Consider the following 21,385-nt stretch of genomic DNA (forward strand, 5'->3'; position numbering starts at 1 on the left):
TGTGTTCCCCGTCCCGCGCCCCGTACGAGCCCGACGACCGGCCGGGCGGACCGGGCGCCGGCCGCCGCCCGGTCCGCCCTCCCCTACCGGCGCACCAGCCAGCCCGCGATCTCGTCGACCACCGCCGGGTCCACATGTCCGGGGCGCGCGTATTCGGCCGGGGTGGGCCGGCCGCTGCCGGAGAAGAAGAGGTGGTTGACGTCCCGGTGAATCCGGATCGCCACCCCGGGCCAGTGCGAAAGGCCCTCCTGCCAGCGGATCAGGTCGTCGGCGACGGTCACTTGGTAGTCCCGCCCGCCCTGAAGGATCAACATCGGGCAGACCAGTCCGGCTGCCGTGGCCACCGGATCGTAGGCACGCAGGTCGAGCCAGTAAGCAGCGGAGAAACCCAGCGGCAGCAGCGTTGGCGGTGTGTCAGGGGTGAGGTCCGGGCCGGCCACCAGCGCGGCCTGCCGTATGAGCGCCGACACCCGCTCGTCCGCGCTCGGCCCGGGGGCGAGTTCCGCGAGATAGCGGGCCACCCGGACGGCCGCCTCGTGCATCGGCTGGGTGTCCGCGGCGAGCAGGACCAGGCCCGCGACCGACGGGTCGGCGGCGGCGATCCGGGGCGCCACCTTGCCGCCCATACTGTGGCCGAGAAGGTGGATGCGGTCCGGGGCCACCTCGGGTTGCTGCCGGAGCAGCTGGACGGCGGCGCGCGCGGCCGGCAGGTACTCGTCGGCCATGGTGAAGTCCGAGGGCAGACGATCCGGGTGCGCGAAAGCCGCCTTGTCGAAGCGCAGCACGGCCACGTGCCGGGTGGCGAGCCCCCAGGCGAGGTCCTTGAGCGGCTTGTTCGGGCCGCTGCTCCCGTCCCGGTCGAACGGGCCGCCGCCGCTGAGCAGCACCACGGCGGGCCACGGTCCGGGACCGGCGGGCAGGCTGAGGGTGCCGGGCACGGCGAGCGGCCCCGTCCCGAGCATGACGTCCCGTTCGGTGAACCGGTCCTCGTCCGCGTAGTGCGGCGGCTGCCACTCGGCGTCACCGTGCGGATCGATCCGCAGTCCGTGCAGCAGGCCGTCGCCGCCGACCGATGTGACCACGGTGAAGCGGCCGTTGGCGCAGGTCACCGGGGTGCACATGCGCCCCGGGCCGGCCTCGCGGGCCGGCTCCCCGACCGCCGTGACCCCGCCGTGTCCGGCAGCCTCGGCCGCCCACGCCAGCCGCAGCGCCTCGGCGGAGACCGCGGCCCGCAGCGGCGGCGCGAAGAGCTCCACGATCTCGTCGAAACACTCCGTCCGCAGCAGCGCGGCGACGTCGCGCGCCACCTCCAGCGCCCTGCACTCAGCATCCGTTCTCATGATTGAGAACGGTAGCAGCCATGAGAAAGTTGAGGCATGGACTCCCTCGAACTGCTCGCCCACCCCATCCGGCTGCGGATCGTGCACGCGATGGGCGGTGGACGGCTTCAGACCACCGCTCAGCTCTGCGCACGCATCCCCGAGGCCTCCAAAGCCACCGTCTACCGGCACATCGATCTGCTGGTGGGCGGCGGGATCCTGGAGGTGGCCGAGGAGCGCCGGGTGCGCGGCGCGGTACAACGGCACTACCGGCTGCGACAGGACCGGGCCGTGATCGGTTCCGAGGCGGTCCGTGCGCTCACCCCCGAGGACCATCGGCATGCCTTCGCCACCGCGATGACCGCCCTGCTGGCCGAGTTCAACGCCTACCTCGACCGCGAGGGCGCCGACCCGGTGGCGGACCAGGTGGGGTACCGGCAGCATGCGCTCTGGCTCAGCCCGGCGGAGCTGACGGAGATGATCGGCGAGCTGCGCGCGGCCATCGCACCGAGGCTGGCACACCGGCCGAGCCCCGAGCGGGCGCAGTACCTGCTCAGCCCGATCCACTTCCCCGTGGAGGTCCCGCAGCGGGAAGCCGAGCCGTCATCGGGCGCCGGCGCCGGTCAGGAGACGGGCACCTGACCGGCCGCCCCCTCAGGCGGCCGGCCTCCGCCGCACGGTCCGTACGACGGCCGCGCAGCCCGCGCCCACGGCGGCGGTGAGGAGGAGGATGAGCAGGCTCGTCCGGTCCGGGGCGTGGAAGGCCAGTTCGGAGTGCTGGTGGAGGACGAAGCCGTCGTAGAACATCCAGGACACCAGGGCGGCGACGGGGGCCAGGGCCGGGCGGGTGCGGAGTGCCACGGCCAGCGTCAGCAGGGCGAAGAGGGCCAGTACGGCGGAGGTGTGGGCGGTCCCGCCGGTCAGCAGCAGGGCGGTCACCAGCAGGGCCGCCCCGACGGCGCCGAGCGGTAGCGCGAGGTCACGGCCGAGGGTGCGGTCCGGCGGCACCCGGTGGGCCGGCTGCGTTGCCTGCGGCCTGACCTGGGGGAACTGCGTGGTGTGGGGGCGGAGCGGGGGCGCCGGGCGGTGAAGGGTGGTCATGGGGAGCACCTCCTGCTGCGGCCCGTGCGGCGGACCGGGTGTGGCGGACCGATGTGGCGGGCCGGTGTGGTCCGGTCCCGTGGTTCCGCGGTGGGCCCTTGCCGCCAGGTTGCGCCCCAGGGGCGGGGCGGGAGCGTAGTGGCGCGGTTCTTAACGTCCTGCGTACGGGCAGTGGACGCTTTCTGACACCGCCTTGACGCCAGGGCGGGAACCGCCCGATGTCGCCGGACGCGGGGTGGGGCGGGGCGCCGCGCACGCGGTGATGCATACTCGCTCCTCGTTGCCCGAACCGACGACCGATGATCGGCAGGACGTACCCGCATGACCAGTGTCCAGGCGGACCCGGCGCCTCCCGCCACCCCCACTCCCCGACGCTGGCGCGGCTGGCTTCTGGACGGGCTGAGCAGCCAGGCCGCCCGCCACCCCGGGCCGCACGGCACCCCGCCGGCCGAGCACAAGGGGCACTCCTGGTGGCGGGTCATGTGCCTGACCGGTGTCGACTACTTCTCGACCCTGGGCTACCAGCCGGGTATCGCCGCGCTGGCGGCCGGGCTGCTGTCGCCGTTCGCCACGCTCGTGCTGATCGCGCTGACGCTGTTCGGCGCGCTGCCGGTCTACCGCCGGGTCGCCAAGGAGAGCCCGAACGGCGAGGGTTCGATCGCCATGCTGGAGCGGCTGCTGCCCTGGTGGGCGGGGAAGCTGCTGGTGCTGGTGCTGTTGGGGTTCGCCGCCACGGACTTCGTCATCACCATGACGCTGTCCGCCGCGGACGCCTCGGCGCACGTCGTGGAGAACCCGTTCGCCCCGCCGCTGCTGCACGGCGCGAACCTGTGGATCACTTTGGTGCTGCTGGCGGCCCTGGGCGCGGTGTTCCTCAAGGGCTTCCGCGAGGCGATCGGGATAGCCGTCGGCCTCGTCGGGGTCTATCTGGCAATGAACGTCGTCGTGCTGGCCGCCTCGGCCTGGCAGGTGCTGTCGCATCCGGTGGTGGTCGGTGACTGGTGGGGCGCGATGACCGCCGGGCACTCCTCGCCGCTGGCGATCGTCGGGGTGGCGCTGCTGGTCTTCCCCAAGCTGGCGCTGGGCATGTCCGGCTTCGAGACGGGCGTCGCCGTCATGCCGCAGGTCCAGGGCGATGCCGCCGACACCGCGGCGCACCCGGCCGGCCGGATCCGCGGCACCCGCCGGCTGCTGACCACCGCGGCGCTGGTCATGAGCGGTTTCCTGCTGCTGTCGAGCCTGGCCACCACCCTGCTCATCCCGCAGCACGAGTTCGAGGCCGGCGGCTCGGCCAACGGGCGGGCGCTGGCCTACCTGGCGCACCAGTACCTCGGCGAGGCATTCGGCACCGTCTACGACCTCTCCACCATCGCCATCCTCTGGTTCGCCGGTGCCTCGGCGATGGCGGGACTGCTCAACCTCGTCCCGCGCTATCTGCCGCGCTACGGCATGGCCCCGGAGTGGGCGCGGGCGGTGCGCCCGCTGGTGCTGATCTTCCTGGCCATCGCCTTCGGCATCACCGTCCTGTTCAACGCCAGCGTCGATGAGCAGAGCGGTGCGTATGCGACCGGTGTGCTGGTGCTGATGCTCTCGGCGTCCTTCGCCTCCACGGTCGCTGCCCGCCACCGCCGCCACCGGGCGGCCGCCGTCGGCTTCGGCGCCATCACCGTCGTCTTCGGCTACACCCTGATCACCAATGTCATCGAACGGCCGGACGGCCTGAAGATCGCCCTGCTGTTCATCCTGGGCATCCTGCTGACCTCGTTCGCCTCACGGGTGCACCGGGCCTTCGAACTGCGCGCCGTACAGGTCGACTTCGACGGGACCGCGGAGCGGCTGATCGACGCCGCGCTGGCGGCCGGGCCGCTGCGGGTCATCGCCAACGAGCCCGATGAGCGGGACGAGGCGGAGTACCGGGAGAAGGAGTACAGCCAGCGCGAGGAGACCCATATCCCCGACGGGCGGCCGGTGTTGTTCCTGGAGGTCACCGTCCGGGACTCCTCGGACTTCACCACGGACCTGCACGTCCAGGGCGAGGAGCGGTACGGGGCACAAATCCTGCGGGTGGAGGGCGCCGGCGTGGCGAACACCATCGCCGCCGTCCTGATGCAGCTGCGCGAGCACACCGGCCAGGTGCCGCACGTCTACTTCAACTGGACCGAGGGCCATCCGCTCAGCCATCTGCTGCGCTTCCTGGTCTTCGGCGACGGCGAGGTCGCGCCGGTCACCCGTGAGGTGCTGCGCCGCGCCGAGCCCGACCCGGCCCGGCGGCCCCGGGTCCACGTGGGCTGACACGCCCCGGTGCCCGGCGAAGGCTGACACACCCCTGGCCGGTGCCCGGCGAGGGCTGACGCACCCCGGCCGGTGCCCGGCGGCGCGGGCCGGGGCCCCGGCTCCCCCGCCCGCCGGCTGTGACAGGCTGCGCACAGATGCCCGGCCGTTCCGGTCGCCGGGCCGGAGAGATCGGGAACCACCGGCCATGCACACCTCTCACCCCGCGGGCCGGGCCGTCGGTCCCGCCGGACACCGCGCCGCCGTCGCGACCGAGACCGCCGCATTCGTGGCGGCGCTGGACGGCGCGGACCTGACGGCCCCGGTGCCCGGTTGCCCGGAATGGAACCTCCGCGACCTGGTCAAGCACACCGGGAGCGTGCAGCGCATGTTCTCCGTCCTGCTGCGCCGGCGGGTCCAGGAACCGCCGCGCAGCCGGGAGGTGGAGCTGCATCTCCCGACGGCGGAGGGCGGCTGGGCCGACTGGCTGTCGGCGAGTGCCGCGGAGGCCGCGGACGCCTTCGCCGGCACCGACCCGGACGCCCCGATGTGGGCGTGGGGCGCCGATCAGCACGCCCGGTTCTGGATGCGGCGGATGCTGTTCGAGACGCTGGTGCACCGCACGGACGCGGAGCGCGCGCTCGGCCGCCGGCCGGTGATCGACCCCGCCCTCGCGACGGACGGCGTCGACGAGTTCCTGACGAACCTGCCGTACGCCACGTTCTTCGCGCCTCATGTGGCCCGGCTGCGCGGCGAGGGCGAGACCCTCCGCTTCCGGTGCACCGACACGGACGGCGACTGGCTGGTCCGGCTGCGCCCCGACGGCTTCGCGGCCGAGCCGCCGGCCGGGTACGCGGCAGCCGCCTCCGCCGACGCCGGCGTCCGGGGCACCGCGGCGGATCTGCTGCTGCTCCTGTACGGGCGCCTGGACCGCGGCACGGACGCCGTCGAGACCATGGGCGACGAGGCGCTGCTGACGCGCTGGTTCACCAACTCCGCGTTCTGAGGCGGGAGTTGCCGGTTCGTCGGTCTCCGCGGACCGGCAACTCCTCCCTGTGCCGGACGGTCAGCTCCGTCGGCCGAGCGCCTTCGCCCGGGTGTGGGACCAGCCCGTCAGCAGCACGCCCACGGCGACCAGCGCCAGGTGCGCGGCCAGCGTGAGGGCGAAGCCACCGTCGAGCCGGCCGAGAAATCCGGTGTCGCTGTGGTCGAAGAGCAGCCGGATCGCGCCCTGCGCGAAAAGCACCATCATGACGGCGCCGGCGATCTGCAGGATGTCGTACTTCATCGGTCCCCCACGTTCTGTCGACAAGTCCTCTGTGCCCCGAGGGCGTTACGAACGTATCATTCAGAAAGTGGCCATCGGCGGCCTAATTGCAGGGGAATTCGATTTACGTCACACAATTTAGGGTTCCGGAAGGGGAATTGTGCGTGCGGAAATAGGGCGGACGAAAGGGCCCGTGTGCCGTATGTGCCGCACGGCTCTCCCTCCGGCGGGCCGGGGCCGGCCGGCGCTCTACTGCTCGCGCAGCTGCCAGGCCAAGGCGTACCGGCGGCGCAGGCAGACGCCGATCCCGGTGACCGAGCGGCAAGCGGCGGGTGACCCGTCGGGCAAGCGGCTGCGGATCGCCGAGGCGCTCTGGCGGATCGCGGCCGAGCGGGGACTGCACGCGGCGAGCCTGCGGGAGGTCGCGGCCGAGGCCGGGGTCTCACTGCGCTCGGTCCAGTACCACTTCGGGAGCAAGCACCGGCTCCTGGTCGACGCGCTGCATCTGCTGCACACGGAGAACGAGCGCATCGCCCGCTCCCGTATCCCGTTCGACGCCACGGAACCCCGGGGTCTGCTGCGGGGGGTACTGGAGGAATTCCTGCCGGTGGACGCCCAACGCGCCACCGCGCTGCGGGTGTTCGCCGCGTACTACGCCCGCAGCCTGACGGACCCGGACCTCGCCGAGGTCTTTCTGCCCGCCGAGCAGCCTCTGGAGCGGCTGGTGGCGGACCTGATCACCACGGCGCAGGCCGACGGGCGGACCGCGCCCGGTCTCGATCCGTGGTGCGAGGCCGATCTGCTGGTCTCCGGCGCGGTGGGGCTGGGCAGTGATGTGCTCCACCGGCGCCGCACGCTGGACGAGGTGCGCCGCACCCTGGACCACCACCTCGACCGGATCTTCGCCGGAGACCGGCGCGCAGGGCGCTGATCTCCGGCGAAGATGACGGGTCCGCCGGCCGCGGGCAGCGAGTGGCCGGGCCGGCCGCGGGCAGCGAGTGGCCGGGCCTGCCGCGGGCAGCGAGTGGCCGGGCCTGCCGCGGTCAGCGGGTGGCCGGCTCCGGGTAGAACTCCCGCGGCCGGCCGCGGTGGTCCTTGAGCCGGCTGAGGAGGCTCGCCGGATATTCGATGAGCCAGTAGCTCGCCGCCGCCACGGGCACCGCCACCAGGAACACGATCAGCAGGGCCGGCAGGAAGCCCGACTGCCCGGTGGGCAGCAGTCCGGCGTTGTGGAGCTGGAGCATGACCGGCTCGTGCCAGATGAAGAGGCTGTAGCTGACGAGTCCGGCGGCGGTGAGCCAGCGGGTCGTCAACAGGCCCTGCCAGAAGGTGTTTTGACGTACATGGAGGGTGCTGAAGATCAGCACCACCCACAGGACCGAGGCGATCGGGTGGTAGAAGGTGAAGGTGAAGTTCTCCGGGCCGGAGTCCAGGGAGAGCGCGAACAGTCCGGCCGGCGCGAGCGCGGCCAACGGCAGTGCGGTGCGCGGCCCGAGGCGGCCCCGGTCACCGAGGGCGGCCGTCAGCACGGCCAGCCCCATCCCGGCCGCGAAACCGCCGAAGCGGGCCTGCGGGCCGAAGTACACCACCCAGTCGGTGTGCGGCACCCCGAACCGGTAGTGGGCGACGGCGATCCAGGCGAGCGGCGCGGCGTACAGGAACAGGCAGCCCGCCGCGCACACCGCCACCCTGGTACGGCGCCGGCGCAGCGGTCGGCAGGCACGGACCGCCAGCGGCCCGAGCGCCACCAGGACGAGGTAGAAGAGCACCTCCAGCGACAGCGACCAGGTGGGGCCCAGGGTGTAGAAGATCCGCTGCTGGTCGAAGACATGGGTGAAGGTGAGGTGCTCGACCAGGTCCCGCCAGTTGCCCGGCAGGGTCGGATTGCGGGTCGCCCAGACGACCAGCACCGCCAGGAAGTACAGCGGCAGGATCCGGATCGCCCGCCGGAAGAGGAACAGCCGGGCCGGCCGGGTCGATCCCCCGTCGAGGGCGGCCCGTGCGTACGACAGCGTCAGCAGATACGCCGACAGCACGAAGAAGAGGTCGATGACTTCGAGGGAGAGGACGGCGCCGAGGGCCGGGTTGTCGACCGGCGGGTGGCTGCCCTGTGCGTCGTAGCGGAAGTACTGCTGCCAGACGTGGAAGGCGACGGTGCTGAGCGCGGCGAGCCCGCGGAAGCCGTCGATGGCGCTGGCCCGGCCGCGGGCCGGAGCGGCGTCCGTACGGCTCATCGGCGGGCCACCGCCTTCGCGCCGGCGGCCCGCGGGGTGACCCGCCACTGCCGGTCCCCCAGCGCCTCCTTCAGATGCGCCTGCCGGGCCACCATGTTCTTGAAGTGGCTGTAGAAGAAGGTCGAGACGAGGAGGTAGGACCAGAACCACCGGGTGCGGGCGCGGAGTTCGGGCACGGCGAGCCGCCAGGCGAAGAGAGCCTGCACCGGTCCGGCCGCCATGGTGAACAGCACCGCCAGTACGCATACCGGCACCGCCCAGTCGAGCCGGTGCAGCCCGCCGGCCTTCCAGGCCGAGTACAGCAGGATGGGCAGGATCTGTAGCGTCAGCCACGGCTGCACCTCGCGCCAGCCCAACAGGACGCAGAGGCCCAGTTTCTGACGGGCCGTGAAGGCAGGGGAGCGCAGGCTGCGCCACAGATGCCGGAGCGAGACCTGGAGCCAGCCCTGTGCCCAGCGGGAGCGCTGGTTCCACAGCGCCTTCAGGGTGGTGGGCGCCAGTTCGCGGGAGATGAGGGTGCGGTCGACGGCGAACCGGGCGCCCTCGCCCAGGGCGCGCAGGGTCGAGTCGATGTCCTCGGTCAGCATCGAGCCGTGCATCCGGGTCCGGGCGAGCAGATCCGTACGCCAGAAGCCGTTCGAGCCGCCGAACACGCCGAAGCCGTACAGCCGGGTGCGGCCCGGGTGGCTGACCGCGTAGATCGCCTCGAACTCCACCGCCACCAGCTCGGCGGTCCGGGAGCTCTCGCCGTTGCGGATCACGCAGTGCCCCTGGACGACGTCATGGCCGTTGGACAGCCAGTGCCAGGCGTCCCGGAACGCGGTCCGGGCCGGGTGGTGGTCGGCGTCGAAGATGCCGACGAACTCGCCGCGGACCCGGGTGACCGCGGCGTTGATGTTCTGCGCCTTGGAGGTGCTGCCCGCGACCGGCAGCAGCACCAGCCGGGGGTCGCGGGCCGCGATCTCGCGGAGGGTGTCCTCGACGGGCAGCGGATGCGGCGTGTTGTACGCCAGCAGGATCTCCAGCTCGCCGGGGTAGTCGAGACGGAGGAAGGACTCGACGGTCTCGACGATGGTCGCGGCCTCGTTGGGCAGGTACGCGGCGATGACGGCGCTGGCCGGCGGGTAGGGCGCGCCGGGTGACTCGGGCCGGGCGGCCGCGTCGAGGGAGAAGAGGCACTCCAGGACGATCAGCAGCGCGGACAGCACCAGTCCGGCCACCACCACCCAGTACATGGCGGAGCCGAGGTCCCAGCCCAGCGCGTACGTCTGGAGGTAGAGCGCGAACGGCACCGCGACGCCGAGCAGCAGCGCCAGGACCGGGGAGAGCGCCGAGAGGGCGGGCCGGACCAGCGCGCTGAACGACGGGCGGCGGTGGCGGTGCGGGGTGCCGCGCATCCACGGGGCGTACCGCACGGGGCGCAGATCCCGGTGCCGGAGCGCCTCTTGTACCGCGTCCCGGGCCTGGCCGGCGGCCCGGCCGCCGTCCGCGCAGCCGGCCAGCGGCAGCCAGCCGATCGCCGGGGTGAGCCGGACGTTCTCGTCCGCGACGATGAACCGGGTGCCGGCCACGGTCGCGGCGAACTTCTCCAGCCCGCGGCGGGCCGTCTCCTCGTCGACACCGGGCAGCAGCATCAGCAGCTGCCCGTCGTCGTCCCAGCCGAGCCGGTCGCAGAAGCTGCCGAGCCGCTCCGCGACGCCCGCCAGGCGCTCGGCGACCTCACGGCGTATTCGCGGTCCGAGCCGGGCCTCCAGCGCGGCCATCTCGGCCAATCCGACCACGGCGAGCACCCCGCCGTTGCGGGCGGCCTCGGGGCGCCGCAGTTCACGGTTGAGCTCGTCCAGGAAGTGCGCGTGGGAGTAGAGGCCGGTGCGCGGGTCCCGCGGCAGGTTCTCGACCGGTACGGGGACGCGGCGGAGCTTGGCCTCGATACGGGCGGAGAGTTCGTCCGGGTCGGAGGCTTCCGGAACGCAGTCGTCGGCGCCGTGGCGCAGCAGGTCCACCACTCCGGAGGGTTCCGGGCCGGTGGTGACCATGAGCAGCGGCAGCGCCCGGCCGGCGGGGACGGTGCGGACCTCGCGGATCACGTCGAGGCCGCTGTCGTCGTGGGTGCCGGGTGCGCCCGGGTCGTCGAGGGCCACGATGGCGTCCGGGTGTGCCTGCCCCATCCGCCGGTCGACCTCGCCGGGCGGGGCGTGGCTGACCTCGTGGCCGGTGGCGCGCAGGGTCCGGGTGAGGCGCTCCAGGCGGGGCCCGGGGGCGCCGACCACCAGCACATGCCCGCCGCCGCGGGAGCCGTCGGCGGGGAGGGTGGGGGCGGAGGGGTCCGCGGAGTCGAGCAGGGCCATGGGGGAGCCCTGGGAGGTGGTGGGGTGCGAAGTGAGCACCTGGGGATGTCCTTTCGTGCAAGGAGGCATGCGAAAGCGGGCCCGGGCCGCGCCGCGTCGGCGGCAGCGGTCCGGACCTCTCAGCCGGCTGTCGGATGCAAGACAGGGACACGGAGCGCGGTCGCTCTTCGGGTCCGTCTCTCGGCGGTACGGACCCGGGCGCGCGGGCGCACGGCTGCTAAGGCAGGCTCCAAGCCTCGGAACGCATGGGCGCGTTCCAGCACTGATCGCATATATGGGGTCCCATCCTGATCGGATTGTGGGGGAGGACCGGATGTCGGGTGTGCCGTCGCCGGGCCCGCGCTGCGGCGCCCGTCGACGACTTCAGCCTCGACGCGAACTGTGACGCCACTCCTGCTTCCGCGTAACGCTCTGATTACGTCCCGCCGTCCGCACGGTCTCAACGCATCGCTACCACCCGGTAAACACCGGGGCTTCGGCTATACCCAGTAAGCGAGTTGCGGCGTGAAATCGGACAGATAGCGCACATCTCCCGCAGGCGCGTCCGCACGCCGCCGCCTGCCTTCGAGTCGAAGGGGAACTGTGGATTCGTACCTATCGACCATCTGTTAATCTGCCCGCTCCTGGATGTTCCTCCATGCCCTCTCCCCCCAAGCACCCCTCGTTCGCCGGGTGCAGCGAGGTGTCCCGTACGTGTACAGCACTCCCTTCTCCCCCGCCGAGGCCAGATCCGCGCGGGCCCGGGTGGGCCTGAGTACGGCTCAGGTCGCCCAGTCCATGACGGCCTGCGGTACGCCGGTCCGCCCCGAGCTGGTCGAGGCATGGGAGTACGGATCCCAGATGCCGACCGAGGCGCAGCTGTTCGTCCTGGCCGATGTGCTGTGGTGCCCGCCGACGGTGCTGATGGGCGTCGAGCCGCGGACCCTGGCCGAGCACCGGATGGCCCGCCAGCTGAGCGTGGAGCGGCTGTCGCAGCTGATCGGGATGACCCCGGAGCTGTACTGGGCGGCCGAGTCGGCACGGCAGTGGAGCGGCGACTACCGGCAGACCAAGGCACTGGTGGAGGCGCTGGGGCTGTCGCTGCGGAAGCTGATCGGGGTGATGGGGCGGGACGAGGAGCTGTCCGGGCATCTGCGGGCGGCCATCGACGGGCGCTGGAAGTCACATGTCGGGCCGGTCACCAAGATCACCACATTGAACAAGACGCGGGTGAGCGACGCACTGCGCACGATGCACGGGGAGTTCGCGGAGTTCTCCGAGCGCTACATGGGGCATGTGGTGGCGCGGAACGACGACTCCCGGCTGAAGGAGGTCGCGGCCGAGCGCTCGGCGTATCTGCGCCGGCTGGTGGACCACTTCTGGGACCTGATCGGGGACGCGGGCGAGGCGCCGCCGTTCAACACGGTGCCGACGCACTGACGCGGGCCGCGCGGACACTTACCGGCGGACAAGCGGGCGGGGAGGGAACCGGACATCGGTTCCCTCCCCGCCCGTGGCCGTCGGCGGACTCAGTGGCCGGGTATCCCCCAGTCCGGTCCGCCCTGCGGGTGCTGCGGCCCCGGAGGGCGGGGCGGGCCCGGGCGGTGGTGCGGCTGCGGGGCGTAGGGGTCGGCCGCCTGCGGGGCGTAGGGGTCGGCCGCCTGCGGGGCGTACGGGTCCGCCGCCTGCGGGGCGTAGGGGGCCGCCGGAGCGGGCGCGCCGAACGGCACATGCGCTTCCGCCGGTTCGTCGCCCTCGATCTCGTCCCAGTCGATCTCCATCGTCTTCCGGCGGGTGAAGACGTTGAAGAAGAGGTTCAGCAGGACGGCGGTCAGACTGCCCAGCGTGATACCGCTGTTGAGGACCGCCCGGACGTCCTCCGGCATCCGCGCGAAGAACGGCTCGACCGCGTTCGGCAGGAGCGCGGCGGCGAGGCTGACCGCGAGGATCAGGGCGTTGCGCTCCTCGCGCAGATCCACCTTGCCGAGGATCTGGACACCGACCGCGGCGACCATGCCGAACATCGCGACCGCGGCACCGCCGAGCACCGGATGCGGAATGGCGGCCACCACACTGCCCGCCTTCGGCAGCAAGCCCATGACAATCATGAAGCCGCCGGCCGCGACCACCACGAAACGGCTCATGACCTTCGACATCCGCACCAGGCCGATGTTCTCGGCAAAGGCCACGTAGGGGAAGGAGTTCAAAATTCCGCCGAGGACGGTGGCGACTCCGTCGGCGCGCAGCGCATTGGCGACGGTGTCGTTGTCGACCTTTTTACCGGTGATCTCCCCGATGGCGTAGACGTCTCCGGTGGTCTCCACCATGGTGATCAGCATGACGACGACCATGGCGATGATCGGGAACAGCTCGAACTTCGGCATTCCGTAGTGAAAGGGCGTGCTGACGCCGAACCAGGCGGCATTCTTCACGCCGCCGAAATCCACATCGCCGAGGAGCCAGGCGACGCCGGTGCCGGCGACCAGGCCGAGCAGCACGGCGAGGCTGCTCAGGTGCGACTTCCCGAACCGGACCACGAGCAGAATGAAGAGCAGGGTGCCCAGCGCGTAGGCGAGGTTCTTGGGATCGCCGTATTCGGGGTGGCCGATCAACTGCGCACCGCCGGCCGCGTCCTTCAGTCCCTGCGGGATCAGGGTGAGGCCGATGATGGTGAGGATCGTGCCGATGACGATCGGCGGGAAGTACTTCACCAGCTTGCTGAAGAAGGGCGCGAAGAGGAAGGTCGCCATGCCCGCGGTGATCACCGCGCCGTAGACGACGAGCAGACCGGCGGTGCCGCCGCCCGCGCCCAGCCCGATGGCGATCATCGGGGAGACCGCGGTGAAGGTGACGCCCTGGACCAGCGGCAGCCTGGCACCGATCCTCCAGACGCCGAGGGCCTGGATGATCGAGGCGACACCGCAGGTCAGCAGGTCCGCGTTGATCAGATAGACGAGCTCCGCGCGGGACAGACCCAGGGCGTTCCCGAGAATGATCGGGACGACCACCGCTCCCGCGTAGAACGCGAGGACGTGCTGGAAACCGTAGAGGGTGAGTTTGCCGGCGGGGAGTACCTCGTCGACGGGGTGAGCCCGCTGCTGGGAGAACTGCTCGGGGTCTTGTCGGGAGACTCGTGCCATCTCTGCCTTGCCTTCGGGAGGTAGGTGAATAAGAAGGGACCGGCCCGTCATGTCCCGGAGGACGGACGGGCCGGCTGGGTCTTACTGAGCCGACGTTCAGCGGTGTTACCGACACCACGTAGCCCTGCACCGCACTGTGCGTCCCGGGTTCCGCAGGACTTCTTTCGACCAGCGCGGCAAATTCCGGCATTTCCATGGAATTTGCAGGTGGGACCAATCGGAGCGCTCACCCTAGTTGACCTGTGCCGTTTCTCGCGAGTAACCGGCCGTATTCGCTCGTATAAAGGGCGATCATGCCCCGAAATACCGTTTTGGGAAGGGGACTTTGTCTGCCGCGGGCGTTCTCGTGCCGACAGGCGGAGCCCGGCTCGCGGCCGTAGCATTTTGGTATGGCTGAGCGGCAGGATGCGCCCACCGCGCCGGAACTCGTCATCGAGTCCGACGGCAGCACCCAGGTGATGAGCCCCAGCCGCACCTATCACGTCGGGCGGGACCCGGCCTGTGAACTCGTGCTGCACGATGCGCGGGTTTCCTGGCATCACGCGGTGCTGCGGACCAAGTCGGGCCACTGGACGGTGGAGGACGAGGACAGCACCAACGGCACGTTCGCCGACGGACGGCGGGTGCACGAGACCGGTGTCGGGCCGGGCAGTGTGATCCGGTTCGGCAACCCCGCGGACGGTCCGTGTGCGGTGCTCTCCAAGGCGTCACCACCACCGGCGCCGCCCACCCCGCCGGCCCCCTCGGCACCGTCGCCACCGCCCACCCGCGTCGAACGGCCCTCCGCCGTCTCGCACCCCGCCGGCACCCACACCTTCCGTCAGCCCAGTTCCGTACGCCCGCTGCCCGCCGCCCGGACCACCCGCATCGGCCGCGCACCCGACAACGACCTGGTCGTCGACGACCTCTCGGTCTCCCGCCGGCACGCGGAGCTGCGGGCCGGTGCCGAGGGCTTCGAGATCGTCGACCTGGGCAGCCACAACGGCACCTACCTCAACGGCCGGCCGGTGGACCGGGCGCCGATGATCCCCGGCGATATCGTCGGCATCGGCCACTCCGCGTTCGCCCTGGTCGGCGACGAACTCCAGGAGTTCATCGACACCGGTGAGGTGTCGCTGGACGTGCAGGATCTGGCCGTCCGGGTCGACAACGGCAGAAAGACGCTGATGGAGCAGGTCTCCTTCCCGGTGGGCGAGAAGACGCTGCTCGCCGTGGTCGGACCCAGCGGCGCCGGCAAGTCGACCCTGCTCAACGCGCTGACCGGACTGCGCCCCGCGGATGACGGCACGGTGCTCTACGACGGCCGTGACCTCTACCGCGACTACGCCGAGCTGCGCCAGCGCATCGGGCTCGTACCGCAGGACGACATCCTGCACCTCCAGCTGACCGTGCGCCGGGCCCTGAGCTACGCCGCGGAGCTGCGCTTCCCCGAGGACACCGCGAAGGCCGAGCGGCAGGCGCGGGTCGACGAGGTGATCCATGAACTGGGCCTCGACCAGCGGACGAATCAGCCGATCCACAGCCTCTCGGGCGGCCAGCGCAAGCGCGTCAGCGTGGCCCTGGAGCTGCTGACCAAGCCGTCGCTGCTCTTCCTCGACGAGCCGACCTCCGGTCTCGACCCCGGGATGGACCGCTCCGTGATGCATATGCTGCGCGGGCTGGCGGACGACGGCCGTACGGTCATCGTCGTCACCCACAGCGTGCTGAGCCTGGACGTCTGTGACCGGCTGCTGGTCCTGGCGCCGGGCGGCACCATCGCCTACTACGGGCCGCCTGAGGAGGCGCTGGCCTACTTCGGGTACCAGCAGTGGCCGGAGGCGTTCGAAGCCTTCGAGAACGACAAGGAGCGCGACTGGGCGGGGCAGTTCCGCGCCTCGCCCCAGCACCGGCGCTATGTCGCCGCGGACTCCCATCAGCCCACGCGCACCCCCGAGGCCCCGGCGGGACCGGTGACCGCGCCGAAGGCGCAGAGCTGGGCCAAACAGCTGCACACGCTGGTCCGGCGCTATGCGGCGGCGCTGACCGCCGACCGGACCTTCCTGATCATCATGGTCGCGCTGCCCTTCGTGATGGGAGCGATGGCGCACGCCCTGGCCGGGTCCGCGCTCACCCAGGACTCGGCGGTCAACGCGCTGCTGATCCTGTGCGTCGGGGCGGTGCTGACCGGTGCCGCCAACGCGGTGCGGGAGCTGGTCAAGGAGCGGACCATCTATCAGCGGGAGAGAGCCGTCGGCCTGTCCCGCTCGGCGTATCTGATGTCCAAGGTGCTGGTGCTGGGCGCGATCACGATCGTCCAGGCCGTGGTGCTGACCCTGGTGGCGCTGATCGGCGTCAAGCTGAACGCGCCCGGCGGCAAAGGGGTGTTGATGCCGCCACTGATCGAAATCACCCTCGCGGTGGCGCTGTTGGCGTTCACCGCCATGATGCTCGGCCTGTTCGTTTCCGCGCTGGTGCGGAAGGAAGAGGTCACCATGCCCCTGCTGGTCCTGATCGCGATCATCCAGGTCGTGTTCTGCGGCGCGCTGCTCAAACTGAACGGGGTGCTGGTGCTGGAGCAGCTGGCCTGGCTGGTGCCGTCCCGGTGGGCGCTCGGGGCCATGGCGGGCACCATCGATCTGCACCACATCATGCCGCAGGGGACCGCGGACCCGCTGTTCCAGCACAAGCCGGGGACCTGGCTGCTGAACATGGGCATGATGATCGTGCTCTCCCTGCTCCTGGGATTCGTGGTCACCAAGCTGCTGCGGCGGCACGAGCCCGAGATCATGCGCAAGTAGTGCCGAGGAGCCGCCTGTGACCTCGCCGGAATTCCTCCCCAGCCATGTCGTCCCCCCGGAGGGTATGGCGACCTGGTCGGCGCCGGACACCACCCGGCCGTCCGCACCGCTCGATCCGCTGCTGCCGGTCCAGATCATCGACCGCCGCGGCGACTGGGCGCTGGCGCTGTGCTCCAACGGCTGGTCGACCTGGGTCGACGGCCGGCTGCTGCTGGCCCTCCCGCGCGAACCGCCGGCCGCCGCGCAGGCCCCCGCCCGGACCGCGGACCCCCGCCCGCTGCTGGGCGCCGCGGAGGGCGAACTGAGCCGGTACCGGAAGCTGATCGAGGAGCTGGCCGCCGGGCAGCTGGACGGCGAGTCGTTCGCCCGGCGCACCCGCGGCACCCGGCTGGGGATCGTCGTGGACGGCGATGCGCTCTGGCTCTACGACGCCCGGCACGAGCGGTGGTGCTACTGCGACGGGGTGTCCCTGGAGACATACGCGGTGACGGCGGGGCCGTCGTCGCGCTCCGGGGAGCGGCCCGGGGCCGGGTCGGGCCCGGAGGCGCCGGACGAGCCGGGTCCGGTGGCGGATCCGTCGGCCCCCTCGGCGGCCGGCGGGCCCGGCCCGGCGCCGGACCCCGGGGCGTCGGGCCCGCCGGAAGGGCCGCCCCAGGACCCCGCCGCGACCCGCGCCCTGCACCCCGGCGAGCGGCCGCCCCTGCCGCCGAACCGCGTGGGTGAGATCCGGTGAACGGTGCGCCACCGGACCGGCCTCCGGGCCGCTCCACCGCTCCCGACTCCTCCGGGCTGCGCGGGCGGCAGATCGCCGAGTATCTGCTCAAGGACGAGATCGGCCGGGGCGGGATGGCGGTCGTCTACCGCGCGGAGGACCTGCGGCTCGGCCGTACGGTGGCGCTGAAGCTGCTGGCGCCCGAGCTGGCCCGGAACGACACCTTCCGGCAGCGCTTCGCCCATGAGTCGCGGGTCGCCGCGGCGATCGACCACCCGCACATCGTGCCGGTCTTCGAGGCCGGGGAGACCGAGGGCGTGCTCTACATCGCGATGCGCTACGTCCAGGGCCGGGATCTGCGGGCGCTGCTCGACCGCGACGGGCCGCTGTCACTGGAGACCGCCTGCCGGATCGCCCTCCAGGTGGCCTCCGCGCTGGACGCCGCCCATGCGCACGACCTCGTGCACCGGGACGTGAAACCGGGCAACATCCTGATCGCCGAGGGCACCGACAGCGACCGCCCCGAGCACGCCTATCTCACCGACTTCGGGCTGACGAAGAAGTCCCTGTCGCTGACCGGGTTCACCAGCGTCGGCCAGTTCGTCGGCACGCTGGACTACGTCGCGCCCGAGCAGATCTCCGGCCGCCCGGTGGACGGCCGCTGCGATGTCTACAGCCTGGCCTGCGTGCTGTTCGAGATGCTGACGGGCGCGCCGCCGTTCCGCCGCGACGACGACATGGCGCTGCTGTGGGCGCATCAGTACGATCCGCCGCCGGCCCTGACGGAACTGCGGCCCGATCTGCCGGAGACCGTCGACGCGGTGTTCGCCCAGTCCCTGGCCAAGGCGCCGGAGAACCGCTACGAGACCTGCCGGGGCTTCGTGGCGGCACTGCGCGCGGCCGGCCGGGCCACGGTCCCCGCGACACCGGCCGGCACCCCGCAGGCGCACCCCATGACCAAGGTCGACACCCCGGTGGACCAGGGCGGCCGGCGCAGCGCGGCACCCCCGCCACCGCCGCGCTGGGCGACGCCGATGTTCCCGGGGAGGACAGGGGGCTAGGGGGGCTAACTCCCGCCCGGTTCCCGCCCGCCGTCCGGCTCCCGTCCTCCGCGCGACTCCCCCACCTCACCCGGATGCCGTACGCCGCGCGCCAGCAGGCTGCCGAGGAAGCCGGTGACCAGCCCCCAGGCGAGGCCCACGCCCACCAGCCGGAGCAGCTGCGGTTCCAGGGTGACCTCGCCGCCCAGGTCGCCGCCGAGGTCGCCGACGCCGATCACGGAGAGCCCGTAGTGTGCGGAGATCCGGGTGAGCAGCCCGACGACGAACAGGGTGAGCGCCAGCGCCACCGCCATCTCGACGGCGTGCCGCCAGGCCGGCAGCCGGGCCGGGGAGCGGACCGCCGCGGTGAAGGCGGCGGCGAGCAGCACCACGGCCGCCACCGCCACCAGCAGCCAGGCCCGGCGGTCCTGTTCGGCGAGCGAGCCGAGGTCGAGGGTCCGCTGCCCATGGGTGTGGAGCACCTGGTCGAGGGCGTGCGGCAGGGGCAGCCCCAGGGCCTTGTCGACATGTCCCACCCAGGCGCCGCCGGTGCCGATGCCCAGCGCCATCCAGGCCACGTTCGGCAGCCCGAGGAAGATGACCGCGAGGGTCTCGGACGGGCGGTCCTTGGCGATGAGCTCGACGATGCCGACGACCAGCCCGATCACGGCGTAGGCGAGCAGCGTCAGCACCATCGCGTGGGCGGGTGGCCGTACGGAGCCCTGGTAGTGCAGCAGCCGGGGCGACAGCGGGGCGCGCCGGGAGACGAGGAAGGTCAGCGCGAGCAGCGCCAGCACCCACAGCAGCCCGACGCCGAGCGTCGCGGGCACATCGGCGCGGAAGCCGACGGTGGGGGTGGCGCCCAGCTCGGATCCGATCTGGTCGGCGAGGTCGTTGCCCACCGAGATCCGGAAGCTGTGCCGGGCGGCGAGCGCGAGCAGCAGCAGAAGGACCAGCCAGCACACCGCCGTTCGGGCGATCCGGGCGAGCAGCTCGCGGGTGCCGGCCACCGCCCGGTGGCGCAGCGGCAGCAGGAAGACGAAGGCCAGCACCAGCGCTCCGGCGAGGGTGACCGACAGCGGGACGACGTCCAGGGCGGCATTGGCCTCGGCGATGACCCCGGCGTCACCGGACAGCCCCACCGAGCCGCCGGCCGCGACGAGCACGGTGGCCGCGACCACGGACGGGAACGCCCCGCCCGGGAGGTCGGTGGCGCCCGCCGCCCACAGCCCGATGGCGGCGACCACGATCATGGTGACCAGGGCCGCCACGGCCGCGCCGAGCGCTTGTGCCCAGGCCCGGAGGGCAGGCGGTGCGCCATGGGAGCGCACCGGGCCCGGGGAACCGGCTGACGCGGGGCCTCGCATCTTGCTCAACCTCTCTTCTGCCGGGCACCGGACCGCGGTGGCCACGGTCCGCCTGGGGTGGCGCATGCGCCGACGGGCGACGGAAGGTGCTTCCCGGTGCCGCGGAACACGCGTTTCCGTGCATTTACCGCAGGGACGGCATGCACGCACCACCGTAAGCACCGGCGTGCCGCCCCGCTTGCGGACGGCGCGACTCCCGGACACACAATGTCCTTGACCTAGACAAACCGGGCAAAATTCGCATAGCCGGATGGCCCACACGCGTCGGAAGAGGCACCCGTGACATCTCCACCGCCGCCTGACAGCCACCCGACAGGACCGCCGTCGGGCCCGCTCTCCGGTACGCCGTCCAGCCCCGGGCACGAGCCGACCCAGGTGGGCTCGTGGCCCGGACAGGCACCGCCGGAGGAGCCCACCCAGCCCGGCTACGGCCCGCCACCGGGCGGCACCGGCAAGGGCGGCGGAGGCGGCGGGGGCGGCGGCGGGCGCGGCGGCGGGGGTGCCGGCGCCGGCGGGCCCTGGTGGCGGTCCGCGCCCCGGGTCGCGATCATCGCCACCGCCGTGGTCGTGGCGGTGATCCTGATCGTCGTCTTCACCCGCCCGGGGGGCGGCACCAGTGAGGTGTTCGCCGAACCGGCCGCCTCGACCGGACAGGACCCGGTCACCCCGTCGTCGGCGAACGAGTCCACCCCGCTCCCGTCCGCCACACCCAAGAAGCCGTCCGGCGGCGGCAACAGCGAGTTCTCGGGGGCGACGCCCGGCCTCTACGGCGGGACCGAGAACAGCGCGAGCTGCGATGTCGAGAAGCAGATCAGCTATCTGACCAGCGCCCCCGCGAAGAACCAGGCGTTCGCCGGCGTCCTGGGCAAGAAGCCGGGGGACGTCCCGTCCTATCTGCGGTCGCTGACGCCCGTTCAGCTGACCTACGACACCCGGGTCACCAACCACGGCTTCAAGAACGGCAAGGCCACCACCTTCCAGTCGGTGCTCCAGTCCGGCACCGCGGTGATGGTCGACTCGTACGGGGTGCCCCGGGTGCGCTGCAAGTGCGGCAACCCGCTGACGCCGCCGACCGCGCTCAAGGGGGATGTGAAGACGGTCGGCACCAAGTGGCCCGGATACCAGTCCTCGAACTCGGTCGTCGTCACGCCGACGAAGTCCGAGATCAAGGAATTCACCCTGCGCGACCCGAAGACGGGCAAGTGGTTCAAGCGCCCTGCCGGCACCACCGGCGCCGAGGACCGCTCAACGGCCCCGCCGGCCGAGACCCCCAGCGGTCCCACCTCGTCCCAGCCCCCGCCGGGCCAGTCGCCGCCGGCCACACCCGGGTCCACCGAACAGCCCACCGGGGGCACCGGCACCTCTCCGACGGAGACCGGCGGGACGGAGACCACCGGCGGCACGACCGGCACCTCGACCGGGGGGACCACGACCGGCTCGCCGAACGGCGGCGGCACCACCACCGGGAGCACCACCAACGGGACCACGACCGGGAGCACCACCAACGGGAGCACCACCGGCGAGAACACCACCGGGAGCACCACCGGCGAGAACACCACCGGGAACACGACCGGGAACACCACCGGCGACAACACCACCGGCGGGAACACCGGCGGTCAGTCGGCTCAGGCCGGAGTCACCGGCGGCGGGTCCTCCTGACACCGGGCGGCACGGAGAAGTGACGAGGCGGGGGGGGGGCGGGGGGGCCCCCCCCCGGTGGGTGTCCGGGGGGGGGGGGGGGGGGGGGGGGGGGGGGGGGGGGGGGGGGGGGGGGGGGGGGGGGGGGGGTGCGGGCCGGACGGCCGGCGGGGACCGGCGCGGTGGATGGAG

The 21,385-nt window shown here is 72.3% G+C and carries 16 protein-coding genes; 9 read left to right on the forward strand and 7 right to left on the reverse strand.

Annotated features, from left to right (window positions below):
* Positions 1 to 83 precede the first annotated feature (83 nt).
* A complete protein-coding gene (locus ACFWJW_RS31075; RefSeq protein ID WP_387247508.1) occupies positions 84 to 1,340 on the reverse strand; it encodes an alpha/beta hydrolase family protein in 1,257 nt (418 codons plus the stop codon).
* A gap of 36 nt (positions 1,341 to 1,376) precedes the next feature.
* Here ACFWJW_RS31075 and ACFWJW_RS31080 point away from each other — a divergent pair, with 36 nt between their 5' ends.
* Entirely contained in the window at positions 1,377 to 1,961 is a 585-nt protein-coding gene (locus tag ACFWJW_RS31080) for a helix-turn-helix domain-containing protein (protein ID WP_387247509.1), read from the forward strand.
* Positions 1,962 to 1,973: 12 nt separating this feature from the next.
* Here the strand turns inward: ACFWJW_RS31080 and ACFWJW_RS31085 are convergent, their stop codons facing one another.
* Positions 1,974 to 2,420, reverse strand: a complete 447-nt coding sequence (locus tag ACFWJW_RS31085; RefSeq protein WP_387247510.1) for a DUF4118 domain-containing protein — start codon at positions 2,418 to 2,420, stop codon at positions 1,974 to 1,976.
* A gap of 321 nt (positions 2,421 to 2,741) precedes the next feature.
* Between ACFWJW_RS31085 and ACFWJW_RS31090 the strand changes: the two genes are divergently transcribed.
* Both ACFWJW_RS31090 and ACFWJW_RS31095 read left to right on the forward strand, forming a co-directional pair.
* Positions 2,742 to 4,712 (forward strand): amino acid transporter, encoded by a 1,971-nt coding sequence (locus ACFWJW_RS31090; RefSeq protein WP_387247511.1) that lies wholly within the window; start codon positions 2,742 to 2,744, stop codon positions 4,710 to 4,712.
* Between the two features lie 187 nt (positions 4,713 to 4,899).
* Positions 4,900 to 5,697 carry a maleylpyruvate isomerase family mycothiol-dependent enzyme gene (locus tag ACFWJW_RS31095; protein WP_387247512.1) on the forward strand — a complete coding sequence of 266 codons (798 nt, stop codon included), beginning with the start codon at positions 4,900 to 4,902 and terminating at the stop codon, positions 5,695 to 5,697.
* Between the two features lie 60 nt (positions 5,698 to 5,757).
* Here the strand turns inward: ACFWJW_RS31095 and ACFWJW_RS31100 are convergent, their stop codons facing one another.
* Entirely contained in the window at positions 5,758 to 5,979 is a 222-nt protein-coding gene (locus ACFWJW_RS31100) for a hypothetical protein (protein WP_387247513.1), read from the reverse strand.
* Positions 5,980 to 6,268: 289 nt separating this feature from the next.
* On the opposite strand from ACFWJW_RS31100, the gene ACFWJW_RS31105 reads away from it, so the two are divergent.
* Positions 6,269 to 6,889 (forward strand): TetR/AcrR family transcriptional regulator, encoded by a 621-nt coding sequence (locus ACFWJW_RS31105; protein WP_387247514.1) that lies wholly within the window; start codon positions 6,269 to 6,271, stop codon positions 6,887 to 6,889.
* A 112-nt stretch (positions 6,890 to 7,001) separates the two neighbouring features.
* On the opposite strand, the gene ACFWJW_RS31110 is transcribed toward ACFWJW_RS31105, so the two are convergent.
* Positions 7,002 to 8,192, reverse strand: coding sequence for an acyltransferase family protein (locus ACFWJW_RS31110; protein ID WP_387247515.1), 1,191 nt, complete (start codon positions 8,190 to 8,192; stop codon positions 7,002 to 7,004).
* Positions 8,189 to 10,579: a glycosyltransferase gene (locus ACFWJW_RS31115; protein WP_387247516.1), complete on the reverse strand. Its 2,391-nt coding sequence runs from the start codon at positions 10,577 to 10,579 to the stop codon at positions 8,189 to 8,191. Before ACFWJW_RS31115 ends, ACFWJW_RS31110 begins: the two co-directional genes overlap by 4 nt.
* Before the next feature lie 654 nt (positions 10,580 to 11,233).
* Here ACFWJW_RS31115 and ACFWJW_RS31120 point away from each other — a divergent pair.
* Positions 11,234 to 11,959 carry a transcriptional regulator gene (locus tag ACFWJW_RS31120; protein ID WP_387247517.1) on the forward strand — a complete coding sequence of 242 codons (726 nt, stop codon included), beginning with the start codon at positions 11,234 to 11,236 and terminating at the stop codon, positions 11,957 to 11,959.
* A gap of 89 nt (positions 11,960 to 12,048) precedes the next feature.
* On the opposite strand, the gene ACFWJW_RS31125 is transcribed toward ACFWJW_RS31120, so the two are convergent.
* Entirely contained in the window at positions 12,049 to 13,659 is a 1,611-nt protein-coding gene (locus tag ACFWJW_RS31125; RefSeq protein ID WP_387247518.1) for a nucleobase:cation symporter-2 family protein, read from the reverse strand.
* A 389-nt stretch (positions 13,660 to 14,048) separates the two neighbouring features.
* On the opposite strand from ACFWJW_RS31125, the gene ACFWJW_RS31130 reads away from it, so the two are divergent.
* The 3 genes from ACFWJW_RS31130 to ACFWJW_RS31140 are packed head-to-tail and all read left to right on the forward strand — an operon-like array spanning position 14,049 to position 18,209.
* On the forward strand, positions 14,049 to 16,436 hold the full coding sequence (locus ACFWJW_RS31130; protein WP_387247519.1) for an FHA domain-containing protein: 2,388 nt from the start codon (positions 14,049 to 14,051) through the stop codon (positions 16,434 to 16,436).
* A gap of 16 nt (positions 16,437 to 16,452) precedes the next feature.
* Positions 16,453 to 17,169 (forward strand): hypothetical protein, encoded by a 717-nt coding sequence (locus tag ACFWJW_RS31135; RefSeq protein ID WP_387247520.1) that lies wholly within the window; start codon positions 16,453 to 16,455, stop codon positions 17,167 to 17,169.
* A complete protein-coding gene (locus ACFWJW_RS31140) occupies positions 17,166 to 18,209 on the forward strand; it encodes a serine/threonine-protein kinase (RefSeq protein WP_387247521.1) in 1,044 nt (347 codons plus the stop codon). Before ACFWJW_RS31135 ends, ACFWJW_RS31140 begins: the two co-directional genes overlap by 4 nt.
* A gap of 5 nt (positions 18,210 to 18,214) precedes the next feature.
* On the opposite strand, the gene ACFWJW_RS31145 is transcribed toward ACFWJW_RS31140, so the two are convergent.
* Positions 18,215 to 19,555, reverse strand: a complete 1,341-nt coding sequence (locus ACFWJW_RS31145) for a streptophobe family protein (protein ID WP_387247527.1) — start codon at positions 19,553 to 19,555, stop codon at positions 18,215 to 18,217.
* 279 nt (positions 19,556 to 19,834) lie between these two features.
* On the opposite strand from ACFWJW_RS31145, the gene ACFWJW_RS31150 reads away from it, so the two are divergent.
* Complete coding sequence (locus ACFWJW_RS31150) at positions 19,835 to 21,214, forward strand: DUF6777 domain-containing protein (protein WP_387247522.1); 1,380 nt, start codon at positions 19,835 to 19,837, stop codon at positions 21,212 to 21,214.
* The last annotated feature ends 171 nt before the right edge of the window (positions 21,215 to 21,385 follow it).

It is taken from the genome of Streptomyces sp. NPDC127097 (assembly GCF_042724075.1).
GTDB lineage: Bacteria > Actinomycetota > Actinomycetes > Streptomycetales > Streptomycetaceae > Streptomyces.